The sequence below is a fragment of the Pantoea sp. B623 genome (genome assembly GCF_024814475.1).
In the GTDB taxonomy this organism is placed as follows: domain Bacteria; phylum Pseudomonadota; class Gammaproteobacteria; order Enterobacterales; family Enterobacteriaceae; genus Pantoea; species Pantoea ananatis.
Genome location: NZ_JANUXM010000004.1, coordinates 437,042 through 460,987, shown reverse-complemented (window position 1 = coordinate 460,987; position 23,946 = coordinate 437,042). Strand labels below are relative to the sequence as shown.

Genomic DNA, 23,946 nt, shown 5'->3' with positions numbered 1-23,946 from the left:
TACCACGCTTAACGTTTTCTTAACGGGAACAGGATGATGATGAAGAAATAAGGAGAAGATAAGACAAAAACAGAGAGAAAGACCTGGCGGTGGACGCCAGGTCTGGCGTGATTAGCTGTGCTCTAATTCACTGTGTTCGCTGCGCTCTAAAACGCGTTTATCGGTCAGGCCCAGCCAGCGACTGGTAAGCGATCCTGCGGTCATTGAGCCATTGACGTTTAACGCGGTTCGTCCCATGTCAATCAGAGGCTCAATGGAAATCAGCAGCGCGACCAGCGTGACCGGCAGCCCCATCGCAGGCAGGACGATCAGCGCGGCAAAGGTCGCTCCGCCGCCGACACCGGCTACGCCTGCTGAACTCAATGTCACAATGCCGACCAGCGTGGCAATCCACAGCGGATCAAAAGGATTGATGCCGACCGTCGGGGCGACCATCACTGCCAGCATCGTCGGATAAAGACCGGCACAGCCGTTCTGTCCAATGGTGGCACCAAATGAGGCCGAGAAGCTGGCAATCGATTCAGGTACGCCAAGGCGGCGGGTTTGCGCCTCCACGTTCAGTGGAATGCTGGCGGCGCTGGAGCGGCTGGTAAAGGCAAAGGTCAATACCGGCCACACTTTGCGGAAGAAGCGCATAGGATTGATGCCGTTGACCGACAGGAGCAGCGCATGAACCACAAACATAAGGGTCAGGCCCAAATAGGATGCCACAACAAAGCTGCCCAGCTTGATGATGTCCTGCACGTTGGAGCCGGCAACGACTTTGGTCATCAGCGCCAGCACACCATAAGGTGTCAGCTTCATAATCAGGCGAACCAGCTTCATCACCCACGACTGCAGCGTATCAATGGCGGTCAGTACCCGCTGGCCTTTTACCTCATCATCCTTGTGCAACTGCAGGGCAGCCACACCCAGGAACGCGGCGAAGATGACCACGCTGATGATGGACGTCGGGCTGGCACCGGTTAAGTCGGCAAACGGGTTTTTAGGAATGAATGACAGGATTAACTGAGGCACTGTCAAATCAGCGACTTTACCAACGTAGTTGCTCTGAATCGCGCTCAGGCGAGCCGTTTCCTGGGCGCCCTGTACCAGACCGGTCGCGTTAAGGTGAAACAGGCCGGTGACAAAAACGCCGATCAGGGCAGAAATTGCCGTTGTAAACAGCAGTACGCCGATGGTCAGAAAACTGATTTTTCCCAGTGAGGAGGCATTGTGCAGGCGGGCCACGGCGCTGAGAATCGACACGAACACCAGCGGCATCACAATCATCTGTAACAGCTGAACATAACCGTTACCCACGATGTTAAACCAGCCGATAGAGGCTTTAACGATATCGCTGTTGCCGCCATAAATCAGCTGAAGCGCGAGGCCAAACACTACACCCAGCACCAGGCCAGTCAGAACCTTTTTCGACAGGCTCCAGTTTGCCCGGCCAAGGCGCGACAGCAAAAGCAGTAGCAGCACAAATGCCACGACGTTAAGCGTAAGAGGAATATCCATAGCAACTCCGATGTAATGCAGCATTCCCTGGTCAGGAGAGCAGCAGAGGTTTGATCGTAAAGATACGTATCCAGAAATGGTAACAGTTAGAAATCGCGCGATCTTATATCCAAATGGAATAGCTTATAACCTTACCCTTTTCCCGGGCAATTAACGCTCAGATTGCGCAGAAATGAGACGGCTAACGCCATTTTGTAAGGTGTCGAATACCTGGGCGGGCCAGCCATTTTCGCCAAATGAAGGCATCCCTACCGGGAACCACAGAGCGTAACCGATCAGGCATAAACAGAGCGCTCGCTCCAGTTGATTGCCTTTCTGGCTATTCAGTACCGGCAGGCGAAAACGCCAGCGGCAGGGCCAGAGTAGTGGAACGCCAGCGGGAGTGAGCATATCCGCCACAATATGGCTCAGATAACCGAGCGTCATGCCCTGCAATACATCGGCCGGGAGGGGCCAGCTTTTCGGGACGTTAATCTGAAACAGCCACAGGCTGGCCGCCACCGCAAGCAGGCTGTGGGTAAATCCCCGGTGACCAAAGGCCCGCGCAATAGGGTGGGACAGCCAGCGAAGCCGCTGTCCTAACAGAGATTTGGGATGATCGATATCGGGAAGCAGGCAGGTCAGTAACGTGGCCGGGATCAAATGCCACCAGTCTGCGTGCGCCATCACCGGCGTGAGTTCGGCCCGTTTGGCAAAAATAGCGCTGGCAACCGCAAAAAAGATATGGCCCTCGGCCGTCATGATAAAACCTGGCTGCAAAAACTGTCGATGCATCCAGTATAGGGATTTATCCAGTAAATGAGAACCTGTGACGCTGTAACGAAGCGTTAATTTTTTAAGCCTGTGCAACAGGTTACAACACAGGCACGATTACCCCAGTAAGTGGGCGGGCATCAGCTGTGTCAGATTGCCGAGTTTAACATCGGCCAGTGCCCAACGAGCATCTTCCTGATGGACGGCAGCCGGCACGACGATGGCGCGCATCCGTGCCGCTTTGCTCGCCACCATTCCGTTAACGGAGTCTTCCAGCGCGACGCAGTTTAACGGATCGATGCCCAGCGCCTCCGCCGCATTAACGTACACCTGAGGGTGCGGCTTGCTGTAAGGCAGGTTCTCCGCCGAAGACAGCACGTCAAACCAGGGCCGCAGGTTGAACATCTCCAGCACGGCTTCCAGCATAAACAGCGGCGAGGCCGAGACCAGGCCGGTTTTCAGCCCCTGCTGCTTACATAACCTCAGGGCCGATTCAACACCGGGCAGCAGAGGGCGTTCTGTCGCAATCAGTTCCATCACGCGGGTAATAATGCGCTGGGTAATCTCCTGCTGCGACGGACCGGTCCAGGGCAGCGTTTCATACCACATGCGCACGGTTTGATCGATGCGAAGCCCGAGCGTATCGGGCAGCGTATGACGGCGCGTTAAATCAACGTCCAGGGTGGAAAAGATATCCATTTCGGCCCGATCCCAGAGCGGTTCCGAATCAATCAGTAATCCATCCATATCAAATAAAGCAGCGTAAACCGGGCGGTGGTAAGACATAAGGCGCTCCCCTGTAAATAATCCCGCTACCTTACCACGAACGCAGGCGGGGGGTTAACGAGAGCCTTGCCGGGCGCAGCCTGCTCTTTTTTTTGGGAAAATTCCCTAAGGGCAGGTTAGACTGAAGGCTAACAGGATTTTGGGTTCAGGAGATATCATGACCTATCAACAGGCTGGCCGTATTGCCATCCTTAAACGCGTTGTCGGCTGGATAGTTTTTTTACTGGCGTTGCTCTCCACGATCATCTCACTGCTGAGTTTTCTCTTTAAACACAGTGAAAAGAAACCCGGCATTGATGCCGTGATGCTCGATTTTATTCATGTCATGGTCGATATGATTCGTTTTAACACGCCGTTTTTGAACGTTTTCTGGCACAACTCGCCCGTGCCGGAGTTTAACGGCCAGATGAACCTGGGGTTCTGGCTAATCTATATTCTGATCTTCATCGGGCTGGCCCTGGAAGCGTCAGGTGCGCGTATGGGGAGGCAGGTTCGCCATGTCCGCGAAGGCATTGAAGACCAGATGATCCTCGAACAGGCGAAAGGCAGCGAAGGGCGCACGCGTCAGCAGGTGGAAGAGAAGGTGCGCATTCCTCGTCACACCATTTTTCTGCAGATTTTCCCGCTCTATATTTTGCCCATCGTGATTGTTATCGCCGGATATTTTCTGCTTTCGTTACTCGGTTTTCTCTAACCGGTCAGGCCGGTTTAGCCTGGCCGGCCGCCAGCGCGTCGTCGTCCAGTAACTGACCTACGGCAAACTGCGCGGCCCCCAGCCAGTTGCCGCCGAACACGTTGGCCCGGTTTAGCAGATAATAAAGCTGATAAACCGGCTGGCGCTGTGAGAAGCCATCCGGCAGTGGCCAAACCTGATTATAGCCGTCGAAGATTTCTCTGGGCAGATCGTTAAACCAGCTCAGCATCGCCAGATCACATTCTCTGTCGCCCCAGTAACAGGCCGGATCAAAAATCCATGGCCCGTTCAGGCTGGCTGCGCAGTTGGCGGGCCACAGATCGCCATGCAGCAGGGAAGGTTGCGGGTGATGGGAGGCCAGGGTGCGCTGCACACAGTCGACAATCAGCTCGGCATTGCCGTAGAGAATGCCTTTCTCGGCGGCAATTTGCAGCTGCCAGCCGATACGCTGCTCTGCAAAAAAGACTGACCAGCGCCGTAGCCAACTGTTTGGCTGAGGTGTGGTGGTCAGGTTGTTATCGAAATCAAGACCAAACTGCGGTTGTTCGCTCCACTGATGCAGATGTGCCAATTGCTGGCCCAGCTGCAGTGCGCTGTGCGCATCGAGAGGCTGAGGCTTGATGTATTCCAGCAGCAGAAAGCTGTAGTCGCGATCGCTGCCCACCCCGTAGACCTCAGGGACCCGGACGGTCTGCGTACGGCGCAGCAGGGCGAGTTGATCGGCTTCCCAACTGAACAGCGAAACCTTATCGCGGCTGTTGCATTTGACAAAGACATCCTGCTCACCATAGCGAATCAGCCAGGCGGGATGCACATCGCCACCGGGGAGCTCGTGGCGTTGGGTAATATCGGCGTCACCAAATTGCTCGCTTAACAGACGACTAATGGCTGACCACATCGGGTTATCCTCTTTATTCGCTGCCTGAATTCGATTGTAACGCGTTAGCACTGCGCAAAGTCTGCGCCTGCGCACAGACTACTCTGTTGAACGTGCTGCGTCGCGCAGAAAATCGTCAAGCGTGGTGAGCGTCACGTCGGGCGTTTGTCCCAGCGCGCTTTCGCCCGCGGCAATAACCTGCTGTTTTAAATCCTCCTGCGTAAGCGTAGTCACAATGCCAAAACTGTTGGTGCCAAGCTCATGCGGGTTTCCCTTGTCATCCATTAGCGTGGTAGAAAAGCCGCCGGAGGTCATTGCCCCGGTTAACGTCAGCACCTCACTGAGACCGGTTTCCCGGTAATGAAACGTGACGACATAGCGGTGTAAATTCCCGTTGCTCATTCTGCACCTCGGTATGCTCAAATAATACACAGCGTAGTACAGGGTGAAAAAACAGGCGAATAATGAAGGAGATGAGGCGTAAAATCAGATCAATCTGTGTGCAAATTTCGCTGATATTCCAGGCAAAATCCTGTGTAAATCTTGTAAATGAAAAGATGCCATTTGCCAAAAATGGCTCTATAATGCGCGCCGAAATCAGGTTAACGCCTAGTGAATACGCGGCGTTACGCTAAAGTATGCCGTTCTGAGCGAATTCATGTTTTTTTACAAAAGTTACCGTAAATTGCATTGATCGCATTGGGAAACCCTTCAGAATCTTCGTTTTTAAAACTGCTGCACGGATCACATTTAATGAAAGCCTTTAACAAGCTGTCTGCTGTTCTTTTGCTCTCTGCCGGAGCGTTTTGTCACCAGGCGCTGGCCGATAATGCTGTCTTTACCGCAATGGATGACCCTTCAACGGCGAAAAAGCCTTTTGAAGGTTCTGCTTCTGCGGGTTACCTGGCACAAACCGGTAACACCACCAGTTCATCATTGACCGCGCAAACCAATATGACCTGGTACACAGAATCAATGGCCTACAGCTTGTGGGGTAACGCCGCAAACACCTCTGCCAACGATGAGCGTTCTTCGGAAACCTACAACCTGGGTGCCCGTTCGCGTTACAACATGAGCGCCTACGACTACCTGTTTGGTCAGGCAAGTTGGTTGAGCGATCGTTATAACGGCTATGATTCTCGTGATGTGCTGACCGCCGGTTATGGTCGCCAGATTCTGAACGGCCCGGTGCATTCACTGCGTGCTGAATTCGGTCCGGGTGTGCGTTACGACGATTACCGCGACGGCGATCATAAAACGCAGGGGCTGGCTTACGGCGCTGTGAGCTATCAGTGGCAACTTACCGACACCACTAAGTTCATTCAGGGTGTTTCCGTACTGAGCTCGCTGGGAGAAGACACCACGGTGAACTCAGAAACGGGTTTACAGGTTGCTATTAACGATCACTTTGCCCTCAAGCTGGCCTACAACGTGACCTGGAACAACAACCCACCGGCTTCTGCACCAGACCGTACCGATACCCGAACTTCCGTCATGCTGACCTACGCGATGTAACAGGCGTCAGGATGTCTGAAAAAGCGCGGTCTGGCACAGTGCCTGGCCGCTTTTTTTCGATCTCTCTGAGGCTTAGCGACAAACGCATGGGTTTTGCTCGCGCCTGAAAACTGCTATTATCCGTCCCGCATTACACTCCTGGCGACATTCCGACAATGTGGGTCTGACATAACGCCAGGTCAATAACACTACTCAATTTTGTATGTAAGCTTTCGTGTGGCTTACCACTGCAACTAAGGACATTCTATGCCTGTAATTACGCTTCCTGATGGCAGTCAGCGCTCATACGACCGCCCTGTCAGCGTCATGGATATCGCGCTTGATATTGGTCCCGGTCTGGCAAAAGCCTGCATCGCCGGACGAGTTAACGGTGAACTGGTTGATGCGGTCGATCCCATCACCGACGACGCGTCTGTTGCCATTATCACTGCCAAAGACGAAGCGGGTCTGGAGATCATCCGCCACTCCTGCGCGCATCTGTTAGGCCATGCGATTAAGCAGCTGTGGCCAGATACCAAAATGGCGATCGGTCCGGTGATCGACAACGGCTTCTATTATGATGTCGATATCGATCGTACCCTGACCCAGGAAGACATTGAGCTGCTGGAAAAACGCATGCATCAGTTGGCCGAGACCAACTACGATGTCGTGAAGAAAAAAGTCAGCTGGCAGGAAGCGCGCGATGTCTTCGCGGCGCGAGGTGAAGTCTACAAGACCACCATCCTGGATGAAAACATCAGTCATGACGATCGCCCCGGGCTGTATCATCATGAAGAATATGTCGATATGTGCCGCGGTCCGCACGTACCGAACATGCGTTTCTGTCACCATTTTAAACTGCAGAAAATCTCCGGCGCATACTGGCGCGGCGACAGCGACAACAAAATGCTGCAGCGCATTTACGGTACAGCATGGGCAGATAAGAAACAGCTGGCGGCTTATTTACAGCGTCTGGAAGAGGCGGCGAAGCGCGACCACCGTAAAATTGGTAAGCAACTCGACCTCTATCATATGCAGGAAGAAGCGCCGGGCATGGTTTTCTGGCATAATGACGGCTGGACAATTTTCCGTGAGCTGGAAGTGTTCGTCCGCAGTAAGCTAAAAGAGTACCAGTATCAGGAAGTTAAAGGCCCGTTCATGATGGATCGGGTGCTGTGGGAAAAGACCGGCCACTGGGAAAACTATAAGGATGCGATGTTCACGACCTCTTCTGAGAACCGTGAGTACTGCATCAAACCGATGAACTGCCCAGGGCACGTCCAAATTTTTAACCAGGGGCTGAAATCGTATCGCGATTTGCCGCTGCGTATGGCTGAGTTCGGTAGCTGCCACCGTAATGAACCTTCAGGTGCTTTGCATGGCCTGATGCGTGTGCGGGGCTTTACCCAGGATGATGCGCATATTTTCTGTACGGAAGATCAGCTGCGTACCGAAGTGAACAGCTGTATCCGCATGGTTTATGACATGTACAGCACCTTTGGCTTTGAAAAGATTGTGGTGAAACTGTCCACCCGTCCTGAAAAGCGTATTGGTTCTGACGAAACCTGGGATCGTGCAGAAGAAGATCTGGCTGCGGCGCTCAATGAAAACAACATTGAGTTTGAGTACCAGCCGGGTGAGGGCGCGTTCTACGGCCCTAAAATTGAATTTACACTATACGATTGCCTTGACCGCGCCTGGCAGTGTGGAACGGTTCAGCTAGACTTTTCCCTGCCTAAGCGTCTGGATGCCACCTACGTGGGTGAAAACAACGATCGTCAGACGCCGGTAATGATTCACCGTGCGATTCTGGGTTCGATGGAGCGCTTCATCGGTATTTTGACCGAGGAGTTCGCCGGTTTCTTCCCAAGCTGGCTGGCGCCGATGCAGGCTGTGGTAATGAATATTACCGACGGTCAGGCAGAATATGTTGAGACTTTGACACGTAAATTGCAGAATGCTGGCATTCGTGTGAAAGCGGACTTGAGAAACGAGAAGATAGGCTTTAAAATCCGCGAGCACACATTACGTCGCGTCCCTTATATGTTGGTCTGTGGTGATAAAGAGGTGGAAGCTGGCAAAGTGGCCGTTCGCACCCGCCGTGGTAAAGACCTTGGGTCGATGGACGTCGATGTGTTTGTTGAGAAGCTGCAGCAAGAGATTCGCAGCCGCAATCTTCACCAATTGGAGGAATAAAGTATTAAAGGCGGAAAACGAGTACAACCTACGCGTCCGAATCGCATCAACAGTGAAATTCGCGCAACAGAAGTGCGCTTAACAGGCGTTGAAGGCGAGCAACTTGGTATTGTAAGTCTACGCGAAGCTCTGGAAAAAGCTGAGGAAGCGGGTGTAGATTTAGTTGAAATCAGCCCGAACGCCGAACCGCCGGTTTGCCGCATCATGGACTACGGCAAGTTCCTCTATGAAAAAAGTAAATCTTCTAAGGAACAGAAGAAGAAACAAAAAGTTATTCAGGTTAAGGAAATCAAATTCCGTCCTGGAACCGATGATGGCGACTATCAGGTCAAACTACGCAACCTGATTCGCTTTCTGGAAGAAGGCGATAAAGCCAAAATCACGCTGCGTTTCCGCGGTCGTGAGATGGCGCACCAGCAGATCGGTATGGAAGTGCTTAACCGCGTCCGTAAAGACCTGTGTGAAGATCTGGATTTGGCCATTGTCGAATCCTTCCCTTCGAAGATCGAAGGCCGCCAGATGATCATGGTGCTCGCTCCTAAGAAGAAACAGTAGGCATTCAAGTAGCAATGACCGCGCAGCGCTTGCGTTGTGCGGTTTGTTGTTCGCCTGTCTGGGTCATGTTATCAACAATGCGAAGTGGATATTTTTTAAAATGCCAAAGATTAAAACTGTACGTGGCGCGGCTAAGCGCTTCAAGAAGACCGCTTCTGGCGGCTTCAAGCGTAAACACGCAAACCTGCGTCATATTCTGACTAAGAAATCTACTAAGCGTAAACGTCACCTGCGTCCGAAAGGCATGGTGTCTAAAGGCGATCTGGGTCTGGTTATTGCCTGCCTGCCGTACGCATAAGTAAATTTTTTTAATTAATTCAGAATATTAAACAGGAGAGCTAAATGGCTCGTGTAAAACGTGGTGTAGTTGCTCGCGCACGTCACAAAAAAATCTTAAAACAAGCTAAAGGTTACTACGGTGCACGTTCACGTGTTTACCGCGTTGCCTTCCAGGCTGTTATCAAAGCTGGTCAGTATGCTTACCGCGACCGTCGTCAACGTAAGCGTCAGTTCCGTCAGCTGTGGATCGCGCGTATCAACGCAGCAGCGCGTCAGAACGGTATGTCTTACAGCCGTTTCATCAATGGTCTGAAAAAAGCAGCCATTGAAATTGACCGTAAAATCCTGGCCGACATCGCCGTATTCGACAAAGTGGCATTCACTGCACTGGTAGAAAAAGCGAAATCAGCGCTGGCGTAAGTCAGTTGAAAAAGGGAGCTTGCTCCCTTTTTTATTACCTGTAACCTGAGCAAAAGATTGACTTTTTCGCCGCTGCGCATTTCAATAGTGCCGTTGGAAATCATGACAAGGTAACGCAAGCATGAATGCTGCTATTTTCCGTTTCTTTTTTTACTTTAGCGCCTGACAATCAGGGGCTTTTGCGCATAAGAAAAGAAACGAAAAATCGCGCTGAAAGCCTCCCACGTGGAGGCTTTTTTTGTTTTTGGCGCTGGCATATTGGACCGGCAGGTCCCAACAAGTACTAACCAGCCTGACTGGAAAAAGAGGAAAACATGTCCCAACTAGCAGAACTGGTGGCGAACGCCACGGCGGCCATCGACGGGGCGACCGATATCGCCGCCCTTGACGCGGTGCGCGTCGAATATCTGGGGAAGAAAGGGCATCTGACATTACAGATGACCACATTGCGTGAATTGCCAGCGGAAGCGCGTCCTGCGGCCGGTGCGGTGATTAACGAGGCTAAACAGCAGGTAACGGATCGTCTGAACGCGCGTAAAGAGGAGATGGAGTCTGCGGTCCTTAACGCCCGTCTGGCGGCAGAAACCATCGACGTTTCCCTGCCGGGACGCCGTATCGAAAACGGCGGCCTGCATCCGGTGACCCGCACCATCGATCGTATTGAAACGTTCTTTGGCGAGCTGGGCTTTGCGGTAGTGACCGGTCCGGAAATTGAAGACGATTATCATAACTTCGATGCGCTCAATATTCCGGGCCATCACCCGGCGCGTGCCGATCATGATACTTTCTGGTTTGATGCCACGCGCCTGCTGCGTACGCAAACCTCAGGCGTGCAAATTCGCACCATGAAGAACCAGCAGCCGCCTCTGCGCATTATTGCGCCGGGCCGCGTGTACCGTAACGATTACGATCAGACGCACACGCCGATGTTCCACCAGATGGAAGGGCTGATCGTCGATAAGAATATCAACTTCACCAACCTGAAAGGCACGCTGCACGATTTCCTGAACAACTTCTTTGAGGAAGATTTGCAGATCCGCTTCCGTCCTTCCTATTTCCCGTTTACCGAGCCGTCCGCTGAAGTGGATGTAATGGGTAAAAACGGCAAGTGGCTGGAAGTGCTGGGCTGCGGCATGGTGCACCCCAATGTTCTGCGCAATGTCGGTATCGATCCGGAAGTCTATTCAGGCTTCGCCTTTGGCATGGGCATGGAGCGCCTGACCATGCTGCGCTACGGCGTGACCGATTTACGCGCATTCTTCGAAAATGATTTACGTTTCCTCAAACAATTTAAGTAAGGGCAGGTTATCCAATGAAATTCAGTGAACTCTGGTTACGCGAATGGGTAAATCCAGCCCTTGACAGTGCGGCCTTATCTGAGCAAATCACCATGGCCGGCCTGGAAGTGGACGGCGTTGAGCCCGTTGCGGGCGCGTTTCACGGCGTCGTGGTCGGTGAGGTAGTGGAATGCGGTCAGCACCCTAATGCCGACAAACTGCGTGTGACCAAAATCAATACCGGCGGCGATCGGCTGCTGGACATCGTCTGCGGCGCACCAAACTGCCGTCAGGGCCTGAAAGTCGCAGTCGCCACCGTGGGTGCCGTGCTGCCGGGCGATTTTAAAATTAAAGCGGCTAAGCTGCGCGGCGAACCGTCCGAAGGCATGCTGTGCTCGTTCTCTGAGCTGGGGATTTCCGACGACCACAGCGGCATTATCGAACTGCCCGCCGATGCGCCGATTGGCACGGATATCCGTGACTACCTGCAGCTGGACGACAACACCATTGAAATCAGCGTCACGCCTAACCGCGCAGACTGCCTGGGCATTATCGGGATTGCCCGCGATGTGGCGGTGCTGAACAGCCTGCCGCTTAACGCGCCGGTCATTGAGCCGGTTGCGGCGACGATTGCTGATACGTTACCGATTAATGTCGAAGCCACCGCTGCCTGCCCACGCTATCTGGGCCGTGTCGTGAAAGGCATCAACGTTAGCGCAGCAACGCCGCTGTGGATGAAAGAGAAGCTGCGTCGCTGTGGTATTCGCTCTATCGATCCGGTCGTTGATATCACCAACTACGTGTTGCTCGAACTGGGCCAGCCAATGCACGCGTTCGATCTGGACCGCATTAACGGCGGTATCGTCGTGCGGATGGCGAAAGATGGTGAGGCGCTCACGCTACTGGATGGCACAGAGGTGAAGCTCAGCAGCGATACGCTGGTGATTGCCGATCATCAGAAAGCCCTGGCGATGGGCGGCATTTTTGGTGGTGAACATTCTGGTGTAAACGGCGAAACGCAAAATATTTTGCTGGAGTGTGCCTGGTTCGAACCGCTGGCGATTGCGGGCCGCGCGCGCCGTCATGGTTTGCACACCGATGCATCACATCGCTACGAGCGCGGTGTGGATTCTGCACTGCAACACAAGGCGATGGAACGCGCGACTCAGCTGCTGCTGAGCATCTGCGGCGGTGAAGCGGGCCCGGTTATCGATCAGACGTCGGCGGACGCCTTGCCGCAACCGGCCACGATCACGCTGCGTCGTGAAAAGCTGGATCGGCTGATTGGTCATGTTGTCAGCGATGATCAGGTCACGGATATTCTGACGCGCCTGGGTTGTCAGGTCAGCGTAACCCCTGGGGAATGGCAGGCGGTCGCCCCCGCCTGGCGCTTCGATATGGCTATCGAAGAGGATCTGGTAGAAGAGATCGCCCGCATTTATGGTTACAACAACATCCCGGACGTGCCGGTTCAGGCCGGTCTGGTCATGACAAAGCACCGTGAAGCTAACCTGTCGCTGAAGCGTGCAAAAATGCTGTTAGTGGATAAAGGCTACCAGGAAGCCATCACCTACAGCTTCGTGGACCCGAAAGTACAGCAGTTGCTGCATCCGGGTGAAGAGGCGCTGCTGCTGCCCAGCCCGATCTCCAGCGACATGTCCACCATGCGTTTGTCACTGTGGACTGGCTTACTCAGCGCGGTGGTCTATAACCAGAACCGTCAGCAGAGCCGCGTGCGTCTGTTTGAGAGCGGTCTGCGATTTGTTCCTGATACTCAGGCGGATCTCGGTATTCGTCAGGATCTGATGCTGGCAGGCGTGCTGAGTGGCAACCGCTATGAAGAACACTGGGATCTGGCGCGTCAGACCGTTGACTTCTATGATTTGAAAGGTGATTTAGAGTCGTTGCTGGATTTAACCGGCAAGTTGAATGCGATTAGCTTTCGTGCAGAGGCGAATCCAGCGCTCCATCCTGGACAAAGTGCGGCAATTTATTTACAGGATGAACGAATCGGATTTATCGGAGTGGTTCATCCCGAGCTTGAACGTAAGCTGGATCTCAACGGTCGTACCTTAGTCTTTGAACTGCTTTGGAATAAGGTCGCAGACCGCGTCCTGCCTGATGCGCAAGAGGTTTCACGCTTCCCGGCAAACCGCCGTGATATCGCCGTTGTTGTGGCCGAAAATGTGCCGGCAGCAGATATCATCGCAGAGTGTAAGAAAGTTGGCGTAAATCAGGTAGTTGGCGTAAACTTGTTTGACGTGTACCGAGGTAAGGGTGTTTCCGAGGGCTATAAGAGCCTCGCAATCAGCCTGATTTTGCAGGATACCAGCCGGACACTCGAAGAAGAGGAGATTGCCGCGACGGTTGCCAAATGCGTTGCGGCATTAAAAGAGCGATTCCAGGCAACCTTGAGGGATTGAACCTATGGCGCTTACAAAAGCTGAGATGTCAGAATACCTGTTTGAGAAACTCGGGCTGAGCAAACGTGACGCAAAAGAGTTGGTGGAGTTGTTTTTCGAAGAGGTTCGCCGCGCGTTGGAAAATGGAGAACAGGTTAAACTGTCGGGGTTTGGTAATTTTGACCTGCGTGACAAAAACCAACGTCCGGGCAGAAACCCAAAAACGGGAGAAGATATTCCCATTACTGCGCGTCGCGTAGTGACCTTCCGTCCAGGGCAGAAGCTTAAAAGTCGCGTTGAAAACGCCACACCAAAAGACAGTGACTGATCCCAGTGTTTCAAAAAGGCCGCGCAAGCGGCCTTTTTCATTTCTTTTTTTCGCAATCCTTTTACAATCAATCCTCTGTCATTCTGGCTAATTCTGCTTATGTCCCAGCTTGAACAACTTGCTCTGCACAGCGATCGCCGCAGTAAAGCCTGGCTTTTGGGTCTCGGCAGCCTGCTGCTGGTGTTATTTATCCTCAGCCTGTGCGCGGGTGAGCGCTGGATAAGCCCCACACAATGGTTCAGCGACAGCGGCAGGCTTTTTGTCGGCCAGCTTCGCCTGCCGCGCAGCCTTGCGGTTATCCTGGTGGGGAGCGCGCTGGCTCTGAGCGGCGTTGTCATGCAGGCGTTGTTTACCAACCCACTGGCCGAACCCGGGCTGCTTGGCGTTTCCAACGGGGCCGGCATTGGCCTGGTCGCGGGCGTTCTGTTGAGCAGCGGTTCGCTATGGAGTCTCAGCTTTTCGGCAATGGCCGGTGCGCTGGTCGTTACCCTGATTCTGTTGCATTTTGCCCGGCGTCATTTATCCGTCACGCGTTTGCTGCTCACTGGCGTTGCGCTGGGGATTATTTGCAGCGCGATCATGACGTGGGCCGTCTATTTCAGCAGCAGCCTCGATCTGCGCCAACTCATGTACTGGATGATGGGCGGCTTCAGCGGTATCGACTGGCGCTATGGCTGGATGATGCTGGCGCTGCTGCCGGTTATCCTGGCGCTCACCACAGCGAGCAGGGTGCTTAACTTACTGGCGCTGGGGGAAACGTCAGCCCGCCAGCTTGGGTTGTCACTGTTTTACTGGCGTAATCTGCTGGTGTTGGCCACGGGATGGCTGGTTGGCGTCAGCGTGGCGCTTGCCGGTGCAATAGGCTTTGTGGGCCTGGTGATTCCGCACCTGCTGCGGCTGGTGGGGCTGAACGACCACCGTGCGCTGCTGCCGGCTTCGGCGCTGGCGGGAGCCAGCGTATTGCTTGGCGCGGATATTATTGCCCGCCTGGCGCTGGCCTCCGCTGAGTTACCCATCGGCGTGGTCACGGCAACGCTCGGCGCACCGCTGTTTATCATCTTGTTAGTCAAATCGTCACGTCAGCTTTAGCTGACATACATGCATTAACCACAGGAACTCCGTATGAGCATTTATCAAACTGAACTGGTTACACTGGATGGTGAGAAAACGGCGCTGTCCTCCTGGCAGGGACAGGTGCTGCTGGTGGTCAACGTGGCCTCCAAATGCGGCTTAACCCCACAATATGAAGCGCTGGAAAATATTCATAAAGCCTGGCATGAGCAGGGCTTCAGCGTGCTGGGTTTCCCCTGCAACCAGTTTCTGGAGCAGGAGCCAGGCAGTAGCGAAGAAATCAAAACGTTTTGCAGCACGACCTACGGTGTGACGTTTCCGATGTTCGAAAAGTGTGAGGTCAATGGTGAGCATCGTCATCCGCTTTATGCACAGCTGGTCGCGGCGAAACCCGAGGCCGTGCGTCCGGAAGAAAGTGGTTTTTATGAGCGCATGGTCAGCAAAGGACGGGCTCCCAAAGCGCCGGGCGATATTCTGTGGAACTTCGAAAAATTCCTGATAGGGCGTGATGGCAGCGTTATTCAGCGTTTCTCACCGGACATGTCGCCAGAAGATCCCATTATTCTGGAAACGATCAAACAGGCGCTGGCAAAGTAAGTGTTGCTTAGCCTGGAAAATGCAGCCGTCCCCGGACGGCTGCAACCGGTAAGCGGCACGATGCAGGCCGGGCAACGGGTGCATCTGGTGGGGCCGAATGGCGCAGGGAAGAGCACACTGCTGTCAGCCCTGGCGGGATTGGAACCCTTTACCGGCCGCGCCACGCTACTGAATACCGCCCTCGCCAGTTGGACAGGCCCGGCGCTGGCCAGCGTGCGCAGCTGGCTGCCTCAGCAACAGCTTCCTCCGGGGCAGATGCCGGTTTACCACTATCTGCGGCTGCATCTTTCGTCTTCCACCTCGCCAGATGAAGCCCGACTCGCCACGATACTGTCGCGGTTGCAGTTGGATGATAAATTAGCCTGGCCATTGACCCAACTCTCCGGTGGTGAGTGGCAGCGGGTGCGGCTTGGCGCGGTAATGATGCAAATCGATCCGCAGATCAACGCCAGAGGGCAATTACTGATCCTGGATGAGCCTATGACGGCGCTGGATGTTGCTCAACAAAAAGCGGTGGACGATCTGATTAGTGAACTCTGTGCCGCAGGAGTTTGCGTTGTCGCCAGCAGTCACGATCTTAACCATAGCTTATGGTATGCCAATCAGGTCTGGCTGTTACATCAGGGCCAGGTGGTGTTGCAGGGCGAGCCTGCGGATGTCCTTCGGCCAGAACAGCTTTCGCCCCTGTACGGCATTCCGTTTCGTCAGCTCATCTTAGAAGGACGGCCTCTACTGACCGTTTTGCCCTGAGACTTGCCACCTGGCGCGCTTTGCCGCTACATTAATCCGGTTACTCTTTATTAAGGATGAGCTGTGATGCGCATGGGGTTGCTGTTATTCGTTTTATTGCTGGTGGGCTGTAGCCATCATGCACCGCCCATTAACAGTCGCCTCTCTGACTCCATCACCGTGATAGCGCAACTCAGAGATCAACTGGGAAGCTGGCGGGGCACGCCTTACCGTTATGGTGGCATGAGCCGCGGCGGGGTGGACTGTTCAGGCTTTGTCTACCTGACGTTTCGCGACAGGTTTGATCTGCAACTTCCCCGCACCACTTCCGCACAAAGCGATATTGGCACCCGCATCAGCAAAGACGATCTCTTGCCCGGTGATCTGGTGTTCTTCAAAACGGGGAGTGGTGAAAATGGCCTGCATGTGGGCATTTATGACACGGATAACGCTTTCATCCATGCGTCCACCAGTCAGGGCGTAATTCGCTCTTCGCTGGATAATGTCTACTGGCGGAAGGTCTTTTGGCAGGCGCGCCGCATCTAATTTCTCCGCTGGAAAACCAGTGGGTTTGTGCGGATTAAATCAGAAAAAAAACGGACCTGGAAAAATATTCTTAATTCGGATTTAACCGGTTCGTTTTATTTATAACACCGGACCTAAGAATGTTTTTCACGGTTAACAGAATTGTTCCTGGAATTATTTGGCTTAAAGTTTATTTTTTTAGCCTAACGGTAATGAAGCGATAAAAATATCCATCTCATCAGTCCTTTGCTACTATTGCCAGTATGTTTTTAATCATATACGATGCACTATCGCCACATATTCTGGCTGTAAAATGAAAATTCACCTGTCTGCCGACTACCAGTCGGAAATTTGGTTTTATGCCGCCTGTTCTCAGGAAGGGCACTTAACCGCCATTGAGCTGGCTACGCAGTTCGTGCACGAGAGTGCGCCGATCACGTTGCCGCAGGATGTTCTGTTGCCTCAGCTTGATGAGACACAGCGCCTGCGCCTGCTGCAGCGCCAGATCTCGCTGCTGGAAAAACACCAGACGTTTTTTGAAACCCATCACCTGCTGGCTTTTATGCCTGTCGATGAGGGCATGGCGAACACCATTCTCGAGAGTGAGTTTCTGACGCGCAAAATAAAACAGCTTCCTTTTATAATGCTGGATATCAGCGAAACGTTTCTCTCGCTGAATTTGGGAAAAAATAACCCATTACTCGCCGCGTTAAATCGTGAGTTTAAATTGTCTCTGTCCCATTTTGGCGCAGGGAAATCCTCCACGACAGCCGTTTACGATAATCTGTTTAGCTGTATCAGACTGGATAAACACTTTATTCACTCACTGTCTAAACGTGCTTCTTTTTTACCATTTATGCAGAGCATCATCGATAATTTCCGCAGCCATTGCGATCGGATGATTATTTGTGGTGTGGATGATGAAATTTTACTGGATAAAGTTAGCCAGCTCAGTAACGTCCAACTCCAGGGCGCGCTGTTTCCAGTGGTTAAATCAGACGCCTTTGAGACGTTAATCTACTCTGAGCAATTCCTGCACACTCCCTGATACTCGCACGCCTGCCGCCTGTCCAATCCTGGTCATCAACGCTACACTGTGGGTTTTATCACACGATACCCGGTGTCGTTGGGAGAATTGATGATCTTTGATAACAGCTGGTTTCGTGAGCTTCCTGGCAGCTATACCGCGTTAAACCCTACGCCACTTGCGGGCGGCCGACTGCTGTATCACAACGCGCCACTGGCGAAGGCAATGGCACTGGACAGCGCATTGTTTTCCGGGCAGGGCCATGGCGTGTGGTATGGTGCCGCGTTATTACCCGGCATGGCACCGCTGGCCCAGGTCTACAGTGGGCATCAGTTCGGCGTCTGGGCCGGTCAGTTGGGGGATGGCCGCGGTATTCTGCTGGGCGAACAGCGGCTGGAAGACGGTCGCAGGCTCGACTGGCACCTGAAAGGTGCCGGGCTAACGCCTTATTCGCGCATGGGCGACGGTCGTGCCGTGGTACGCTCCACGGTGCGTGAATTTCTCGCCTCTGAAGCGCTGCATCATTTAGGCATTCCCACCACGCGCGCACTCACCCTTGCCGTTAGCGACGAGCCCGTTTACCGCGAGACCGCCGAACGTGGCGCGATGCTGATGCGTATTGCACCGAGTCACCTGCGCTTTGGGCATTTCGAACACTTTTTTTACAGCCAGCAGCCGGAACAGGTCAAACAGCTGGCAGACTATGCCATTCGCCACCACTGGCCGCAGCTGGTGGATGAGGCCGATCGTTATCAGCTGTGGTTTGCCGATATCGTGCTGCGCACTGCGCGACTGATCGCCCAGTGGCAAAGCGTGGGCTTCGCTCATGGCGTAATGAATACCGACAACATGTCGATCCTCGGCCTGACCCTCGATTACGGTCCCTATGGTTTTCTGGATGACTATCAGCCGGATTATATCTGCAATCACAGCGATTATCAGGGCCGCTACAGCTTCGAGAATCAGCCCATGATTGGCTTATGGAACCTCAACCGTCTGGCCCATGCGTTATCGGGGTTAATGACTACCGAACAGCTCAAACAGGCCTTAAGCGGCTATGAGAATGCGCTGATGCGCGTTTGGGGAGAGCGGATGCGGGCGAAGCTGGGCCTGCTGACGGCCGATGCCGGGGATAATGAGATTCTTACCGAATTACTCAGCTTAATGAGTCAGGAACGCAGCGACTATACGCTCACGTTCCGTCTGTTAAGTGATACGCAGCAGGCGGAGAGCCGTTCGCCACTGCGGGATGAATTTATCGATCGTTCTGCTTTTGATCGCTGGTATCAGCGCTACCGTCAACGCCTGCTGCAGGAGCAGGTTGGCGATGCCGAACGGCAGCAGGTGATGAAAGCCGCCAATCCAGCCGTGGTGCTGCGTAACTACCTTGCTCAACAGGTGATAGACGAGGCGGAGAAGGGAGAGAGCGGCGCGTTGGCGCGTTTACATCAGGCGCTTCAGCAGCCTTTTAGTGACGCGGCGGCCGCTGAATATCGTCAACGGCCACCGGACTGGGGCAAGACACTGGAGGTCAGCTGCTCAAGCTGATTTACAGACGGTGAGAAACCGCCTCAGCTAACAGCGCAAGGACCTCTTCGCTGTCCTGCCAGCTGAGGCAGGGATCGGTGATCGACTGACCGTAAGTCAGGGGTTCACCGCTCACCACTTTTTGATTGCCTTCCTCAATAAAACTTTCAATCATTACCCCGGCAACGGCGCGAGAGCCGCTTTTAATCTGCCCGGAGACGTCCAGTGCAACATCGCGCTGACGGCGATGCTGCTTGAGGCAGTTGCCATGGCTGAAATCAATCACCAACTGCTGCGGCAGACCAAACTCAGCTAAACAGGCAGCGGCTTCGGCAACGTCGCCTGCATGATAATTAGGCTGTTTGCCGCCACGCAGAATCACATGGCCGTGCGGATTCCCGCTGGTCTGGTAAATCGTCATCTGACCTTGTTTGTCGGGCGACAGAAACATATGGCTGGCACGGGATGCACGAATGGCATCCACGGCAATGCGGACGTTTCCATCTGTTCCGTTTTTAAAACCGACCGGGCAGGAGAGCGCCGAGGCCATTTCACGATGGATCTGGCTTTCGGTGGTCCGGGCGCCAATTGCCCCCCAGCTAATCAGATCGGCAATAAACTGGCCGATCACCATATCCAGGAATTCGGTGGCGGTCGGTAAACCCAACGCATTGATATCAATCAGTAGCTTGCGGGCGATGCTGATGCCGCGATTAACGTCAAAGCTGCCGTCCAGATCGGGATCGGAAATCAGGCCTTTCCAGCCCACAACCGTGCGTGGTTTTTCGAAATAGGTGCGCATCACGATTTCCAGCCGATCCTGATAACGCTCACGCAGGGCGACCAAACGCTGAGCGTAGTCCAGCGCGGCGACCGGGTCATGCAGCGAACAGGGGCCAATCACCACCAGCAGACGGGGATCTTCTCCGGTCAGAATGCGGGCAATGCGCTTGCGTGCGGCGGTGATGTTATCGGCCATGGTAGTCGAAAGCGGGTGTTCAGCTGCCAGACTGGCAGGGGAAATCAGGCTGCCAATGCGCGCGGTGCGCAGTTCATCAGTTTTGTTCATGGTGTTCTCTAAGCTTTTTCTTCGCAGCGGTGAAATACCGGGAAGTGATGATGGTCACAATAAACCATTAACCTGCGAATTCAAGCGACAACATGATAATGAAAGTCAAAATGACGGCAGCGGGACGTTACAGCGCCGCCGTCGGCAATTGACTAATACATGCGGCGCGTCAGGCCCATGATATCGAGGATTTTCGTCGCAATCTCTTCCACAGAGTAGTTGGTACTGTTGAGGTAGCGAATCTGGTGAGTGCGAAACAGCGCTTCAACTTCACCCACTTCCAGCCGACACTGGCGCATAGAGGCATAGCGGGTATTTTCTGCGCGCTCCTGACGAATGGCCGCCAGGCGTTCCGGATCGATCGTCAGGCCAAACAGCTTGTGCTGATGCTGACGCAGGGCGGGAGGCAATTTCAGATTATCCATGTCGTCGGCGATAAACGGATAGTTAGCAGCACGGATACCGAACTGCATGGCAAGATACAGGCTGGTGGGTGTTTTGCCGCAGCGCGAAACGCCTAACAGGATCACCTGCGCATCCTCCAGGCCGCGCAACGAGATGCCGTCATCATGCGCCAGCGTGTAATCGATTGCCGCAATACGGGCGTCGTATTTGCCGAGATTGCTGGCATCAAGCCCGTGGGTGCGGTGCGCAACCGGTGCCGGTGACAACCCCAACTCCTGCTGAAGCGGCGCGACCAGTGCCTGCACAATGTCCTGGCAGAAGCCTTCGCTCTGCACAATGATGTCACGGACTTCAGGCGTAACGATGGAAAAAAACACCAGTGGGCGCACGCCGCTTTGCTGATAAAGCGCATTGATTTGCGCCTTAACGGCCTGCGCACGCTGGACGTTTTCAACAAACGGCAGGGTCACGCTCGTGGTGTTAACCGGAAACTGAGATAACACGGCATGGCCTAATACTTCGGCTGTAATTGCTGTCCCGTCGGAAATGTAGAAAACGCTTCTGTCGGTGGTCATAAGTCGTGCCTCGGGCAGGGAAGTCGTAAAAACAAGTGAGATAATATAAGCATGCCTTCAGGGGCAAGTGTAGTCTGGGGCATCGTTTCCCTCTCGCTTTTGCATCATGACGTCACCTGTTCACTCTTTTTTGCGCCATCAACACCGCCTCAGGTGACAGACAACGCCTGTGTTTGTTGCGCAACAAAAACGCCGCATAACAGGCAGTAAAAAAAATAATGAGCTAATTATCAGCGTATTAGCAAAAAATAAGGGCCTTGCGCAACGCTGAAAAAAACCAGGCGCAATTCTGAAACTGTGTCTGAGAATCTGCTTTAACGATTCAACAGATCGTGTTTAATCAGACGTTATGCCAGGCTGGATTTGTTAATAGCAGGATTTTCCATGTGCCCATTCATTAATAAAGGATCAGTTCAATGTCCAATAAAGGCGAACAGCCGTTAGTACTTTGGTACAACCAGCTTGGCATGCATGATGTTGATCGGGTGGGAGGCAAAAATGCTTCTCTGGGTGAGATGATTACCAATTTGTCATCTCTGGGCGTCTCCGTTCCCAACGGTTTTGCGACCACCTCCTGGGCCTTTAATCAGTTTCTTGAGCAGAGCGGTCTGAACCAGCGTATTTATGCTTTGCTGGATGACACCAATATTGATGATGTGGATCAACTGGCGAAGGCGGGTAAGCAGATACGCCAGTGGGTAGTCGAAACCCCGTTCCAGCCTGAACTGGAAGCCGCGATTCTTTCGGCCTATGAGCAGCTCTCTGCCGACGATGCTGAGGCATCCTTCGCCGTGCGCTCATCCGCCACCGCCGAAGATATGCCTGACGCGTCCTTTGCCGGCCAGCAGGAAACTTTCCTGAACGTGCAGGGCATCGAGTCAGTCATGGTGGCAGTGAAACACGTTTATGCCTCACTGTTTAACGATCGCGCCATCTCCTATCGCGTCCATCAGGGTTACGACCATCGCGGCGTGGCGCTGTCGGCGGGAATTCAGCGCATGGTGCGATCCGATCTGGCGTCCTCAGGGGTCATGTTCACCATTGATACCGAATCGGGCTTTGATCAGGTGGTGTTCATTACCGCCGCGTTGGGCCTGGGTGAAATGGTGGTACAGGGCGCGGTGAACCCGGACGAGTTTTATGTGCACAAGCCGACGCTGGCCGCGAAACGTCCCGCTATCGTTCGCCGCAACATGGGCTCGAAAAAGGTGCGGATGGTTTACGCCGACTCGCGTGAACATGGCGAGCAGGTGCGCATCGAAGATGTGGCGGAAGCCGAGCGCGATCGTTTCTGTCTGAGCGATGCCGAAGTGGAGGCGTTGGCCCATCAGGCGGTACTGATTGAGCAACACTACAAGCGCCCGATGGATATTGAGTGGGCCAAAGACGGCCACACCGGGAAGTTATTTATTGTCCAGGCGCGCCCTGAAACCGTGCGTTCCAACGGTCAGGTCATGGAGCGTTACAGCCTGCAGGGACAGGGCAAGGTAGTGATTGAAGGCCGTGCGATTGGTCACCGCATCGGCGCCGGTACCGTCAAGGTCATTCACGATATCAGCGAAATGAACCGCATCGAAAAAGGTGACGTGCTGGTGACCGATATGACCGATCCCGACTGGGAACCGATCATGAAAAAAGCCTCCGCCATTGTGACGAACCGCGGCGGCCGTACCTGCCATGCCGCGATTATCGCGCGTGAGCTGGGCATCCCGGCGGTGGTTGGCTGTGGCGATGCCACCGAGCGGCTGAAAGAGGGACATACCGTTACCGTATCCTGTGCTGAGGGCGATACCGGCTATGTCTACGATGAACTGCTCGACTTCGACGTCACCAGTTCGCAGGTTGATACCATGCCGGACCTGCCGCTTAAAATCATGATGAACGTGGGCAACCCGGATCGCGCGTTCGATTTCGCCTGTTTGCCAAACGAAGGGGTTGGTCTGGCGCGGCTGGAATTTATTATCAACCGCATGATCGGCGTGCATCCAAAAGCGTTGCTGGAGTTCGATCAGCAAACCCCTGAACTGCAGAAGCAGATTCGTCAGATGATGAAAGGTTTTGACGATCCGGTTGAGTTTTACATCGCCCGTCTGACCGAAGGGATCGCGACGCTGGGCGCGGCGTTCGCGCCGAAGCGCGTTATTGTCCGCCTGTCGGATTTTAAAACGAACGAATATGCCAATCTGGTGGGTGGAGAACGTTACGAACCCGAAGAGGAAAACCCGATGCTGGGGTTCCGTGGCGCAGGCCGCTATGTCTCCGAGAGTTTCCGCGACTGTTTCGCGCTGGAGTGCGAAGCGGTGAAGCGCGTACGCAACGAGATGGGGCTGACCAACGTGGAAATCATGGTGCCCTTTGTGCGTACGGTCGATCAGGCTCAGGCGGTGGTAGAGGAATTGGGTCGCCAGGGACTGAAGCGCGGCGAGAACGGGCTCAAGGTCATTATGATGTGTGAAATCCCCTCGAATGCCCTGCTGGCCGAGCAGTTTTTACAACACTTTGACGGTTTCTCCATCGGCTCTAATGATATGACTCAGCTGGCGCTGGGGCTGGATCGCGACTCCGGCGTGGTATCGGCCTTGTTTGATGAGCGTAATGAGGCGGTCAAAGCGCTGCTGTCCATGGCGATTCAGGCGGCGAAAAAACAGGGCAAATACGTAGGAATATGCGGTCAGGGGCCGTCAGATCATCAGGATTTCGCGGCCTGGTTGATGGAGCAGGGCATCGACAGTCTGTCTCTGAATCCGGACACCGTGGTGGAAACCTGGTTAAGCCTGGCGGCGCTAAACAAACCCGCCTGAGGTGATGGATAACCTCCGATGCCAGAAGGCCAGCGCAAGCTGGCTTTTTTTTTGCT

At 53.9% G+C, this 23,946-nt stretch carries 24 protein-coding genes and 1 other annotated feature; of the genes, 17 read left to right on the top strand and 7 right to left on the bottom strand.

Annotated features, from left to right (window positions below):
* Positions 1-111 precede the first annotated feature (111 nt).
* The 3 genes from NXS97_RS04005 to hxpB form a co-directional block, all read right to left on the bottom strand.
* Positions 112-1,503, bottom strand: coding sequence for an L-cystine transporter (locus NXS97_RS04005; protein ID WP_014605969.1), 1,392 nt, complete (start codon positions 1,501-1,503; stop codon positions 112-114).
* A 150-nt stretch (positions 1,504-1,653) separates the two neighbouring features.
* Entirely contained in the window at positions 1,654-2,244 is a 591-nt protein-coding gene (locus NXS97_RS04000; protein ID WP_015700429.1) for a metal-dependent hydrolase, read from the bottom strand.
* Positions 2,245-2,373: 129 nt separating this feature from the next.
* Positions 2,374-3,042, bottom strand: a complete 669-nt coding sequence (hxpB, locus tag NXS97_RS03995; RefSeq protein ID WP_019105322.1) for a hexitol phosphatase HxpB — start codon at positions 3,040-3,042, stop codon at positions 2,374-2,376.
* 157 nt (positions 3,043-3,199) lie between these two features.
* On the opposite strand from hxpB, the gene NXS97_RS03990 reads away from it, so the two are divergent.
* A complete protein-coding gene (locus NXS97_RS03990; RefSeq protein ID WP_014593590.1) occupies positions 3,200-3,736 on the top strand; it encodes a YniB family protein in 537 nt (178 codons plus the stop codon).
* A gap of 4 nt (positions 3,737-3,740) precedes the next feature.
* Here the strand turns inward: NXS97_RS03990 and NXS97_RS03985 are convergent, their stop codons facing one another.
* Positions 3,741-4,634, bottom strand: coding sequence for a fructosamine kinase family protein (locus tag NXS97_RS03985; RefSeq protein WP_259231719.1), 894 nt, complete (start codon positions 4,632-4,634; stop codon positions 3,741-3,743).
* A 78-nt stretch (positions 4,635-4,712) separates the two neighbouring features.
* Complete coding sequence (gene ghoS / locus NXS97_RS03980) at positions 4,713-5,015, bottom strand: type V toxin-antitoxin system endoribonuclease antitoxin GhoS (protein ID WP_019105321.1); 303 nt, start codon at positions 5,013-5,015, stop codon at positions 4,713-4,715.
* Positions 5,016-5,366: 351 nt separating this feature from the next.
* Here ghoS and NXS97_RS03975 point away from each other — a divergent pair, with 351 nt between their 5' ends.
* The 15 genes from NXS97_RS03975 to NXS97_RS03905 all read left to right on the top strand — a co-directional run bounded on the left by NXS97_RS03975 (position 5,367) and on the right by NXS97_RS03905 (position 19,061).
* Positions 5,367-6,128, top strand: coding sequence for a YdiY family protein (locus tag NXS97_RS03975; RefSeq protein ID WP_014605966.1), 762 nt, complete (start codon positions 5,367-5,369; stop codon positions 6,126-6,128).
* Between the two features lie 246 nt (positions 6,129-6,374).
* A complete protein-coding gene (gene thrS / locus NXS97_RS03970) occupies positions 6,375-8,303 on the top strand; it encodes a threonine--tRNA ligase (protein WP_014593593.1) in 1,929 nt (642 codons plus the stop codon).
* Between the two features lie 3 nt (positions 8,304-8,306).
* A complete protein-coding gene (gene infC, locus NXS97_RS03965) occupies positions 8,307-8,858 on the top strand; it encodes a translation initiation factor IF-3 (RefSeq protein ID WP_026020952.1) in 552 nt (183 codons plus the stop codon).
* A gap of 100 nt (positions 8,859-8,958) precedes the next feature.
* On the top strand, positions 8,959-9,156 hold the full coding sequence (gene rpmI, locus NXS97_RS03960) for a 50S ribosomal protein L35 (RefSeq protein WP_004157374.1): 198 nt from the start codon (positions 8,959-8,961) through the stop codon (positions 9,154-9,156).
* 44 nt (positions 9,157-9,200) lie between these two features.
* Positions 9,201-9,557, top strand: a complete 357-nt coding sequence (gene rplT, locus NXS97_RS03955; RefSeq protein WP_006118956.1) for a 50S ribosomal protein L20 — start codon at positions 9,201-9,203, stop codon at positions 9,555-9,557.
* Between the two features lie 116 nt (positions 9,558-9,673).
* Positions 9,674-9,799 (top strand) — a sequence feature (Phe leader region).
* Positions 9,679-9,723, top strand: coding sequence for a pheST operon leader peptide PheM (gene pheM, locus NXS97_RS03950; RefSeq protein ID WP_106120997.1), 45 nt, complete (start codon positions 9,679-9,681; stop codon positions 9,721-9,723). It overlaps the preceding feature by 45 nt.
* 72 nt (positions 9,800-9,871) lie before the next feature.
* On the top strand, positions 9,872-10,855 hold the full coding sequence (pheS, locus tag NXS97_RS03945) for a phenylalanine--tRNA ligase subunit alpha (protein ID WP_013025578.1): 984 nt from the start codon (positions 9,872-9,874) through the stop codon (positions 10,853-10,855).
* A 14-nt stretch (positions 10,856-10,869) separates the two neighbouring features.
* On the top strand, positions 10,870-13,257 hold the full coding sequence (gene pheT / locus NXS97_RS03940) for a phenylalanine--tRNA ligase subunit beta (RefSeq protein WP_105082505.1): 2,388 nt from the start codon (positions 10,870-10,872) through the stop codon (positions 13,255-13,257).
* Positions 13,258-13,261: 4 nt separating this feature from the next.
* A complete protein-coding gene (ihfA, locus tag NXS97_RS03935; RefSeq protein WP_006118960.1) occupies positions 13,262-13,564 on the top strand; it encodes an integration host factor subunit alpha in 303 nt (100 codons plus the stop codon).
* A 99-nt stretch (positions 13,565-13,663) separates the two neighbouring features.
* Positions 13,664-14,653 (top strand): vitamin B12 ABC transporter permease BtuC, encoded by a 990-nt coding sequence (btuC, locus tag NXS97_RS03930; RefSeq protein WP_013025581.1) that lies wholly within the window; start codon positions 13,664-13,666, stop codon positions 14,651-14,653.
* Positions 14,654-14,686: 33 nt separating this feature from the next.
* Positions 14,687-15,232, top strand: coding sequence for a glutathione peroxidase (locus NXS97_RS03925; protein ID WP_013025582.1), 546 nt, complete (start codon positions 14,687-14,689; stop codon positions 15,230-15,232).
* Positions 15,233-15,982: a vitamin B12 ABC transporter ATP-binding protein BtuD gene (btuD, locus tag NXS97_RS03920; protein ID WP_019105319.1), complete on the top strand. Its 750-nt coding sequence runs from the start codon at positions 15,233-15,235 to the stop codon at positions 15,980-15,982.
* 66 nt (positions 15,983-16,048) lie between these two features.
* Positions 16,049-16,507, top strand: a complete 459-nt coding sequence (locus NXS97_RS03915; protein WP_014605964.1) for an NlpC/P60 family protein — start codon at positions 16,049-16,051, stop codon at positions 16,505-16,507.
* A 292-nt stretch (positions 16,508-16,799) separates the two neighbouring features.
* Positions 16,800-17,534, top strand: coding sequence for an EAL domain-containing protein (locus NXS97_RS03910; RefSeq protein WP_019105318.1), 735 nt, complete (start codon positions 16,800-16,802; stop codon positions 17,532-17,534).
* Positions 17,535-17,624: 90 nt separating this feature from the next.
* Positions 17,625-19,061, top strand: coding sequence for a protein adenylyltransferase SelO (locus NXS97_RS03905; RefSeq protein ID WP_019105317.1), 1,437 nt, complete (start codon positions 17,625-17,627; stop codon positions 19,059-19,061).
* Between the two features lies 1 nt (position 19,062).
* Here the strand turns inward: NXS97_RS03905 and NXS97_RS03900 are convergent, their stop codons facing one another.
* Both NXS97_RS03900 and NXS97_RS03895 read right to left on the bottom strand, forming a co-directional pair.
* Complete coding sequence (locus tag NXS97_RS03900; protein WP_013025587.1) at positions 19,063-20,109, bottom strand: 3-deoxy-7-phosphoheptulonate synthase; 1,047 nt, start codon at positions 20,107-20,109, stop codon at positions 19,063-19,065.
* Positions 20,110-20,261: 152 nt separating this feature from the next.
* A complete protein-coding gene (locus NXS97_RS03895; protein WP_013025588.1) occupies positions 20,262-21,089 on the bottom strand; it encodes a pyruvate, water dikinase regulatory protein in 828 nt (275 codons plus the stop codon).
* 416 nt (positions 21,090-21,505) lie between these two features.
* Between NXS97_RS03895 and ppsA the strand changes: the two genes are divergently transcribed.
* On the top strand, positions 21,506-23,890 hold the full coding sequence (ppsA, locus tag NXS97_RS03890; protein WP_013025589.1) for a phosphoenolpyruvate synthase: 2,385 nt from the start codon (positions 21,506-21,508) through the stop codon (positions 23,888-23,890).
* The last annotated feature ends 56 nt before the right edge of the window (positions 23,891-23,946 follow it).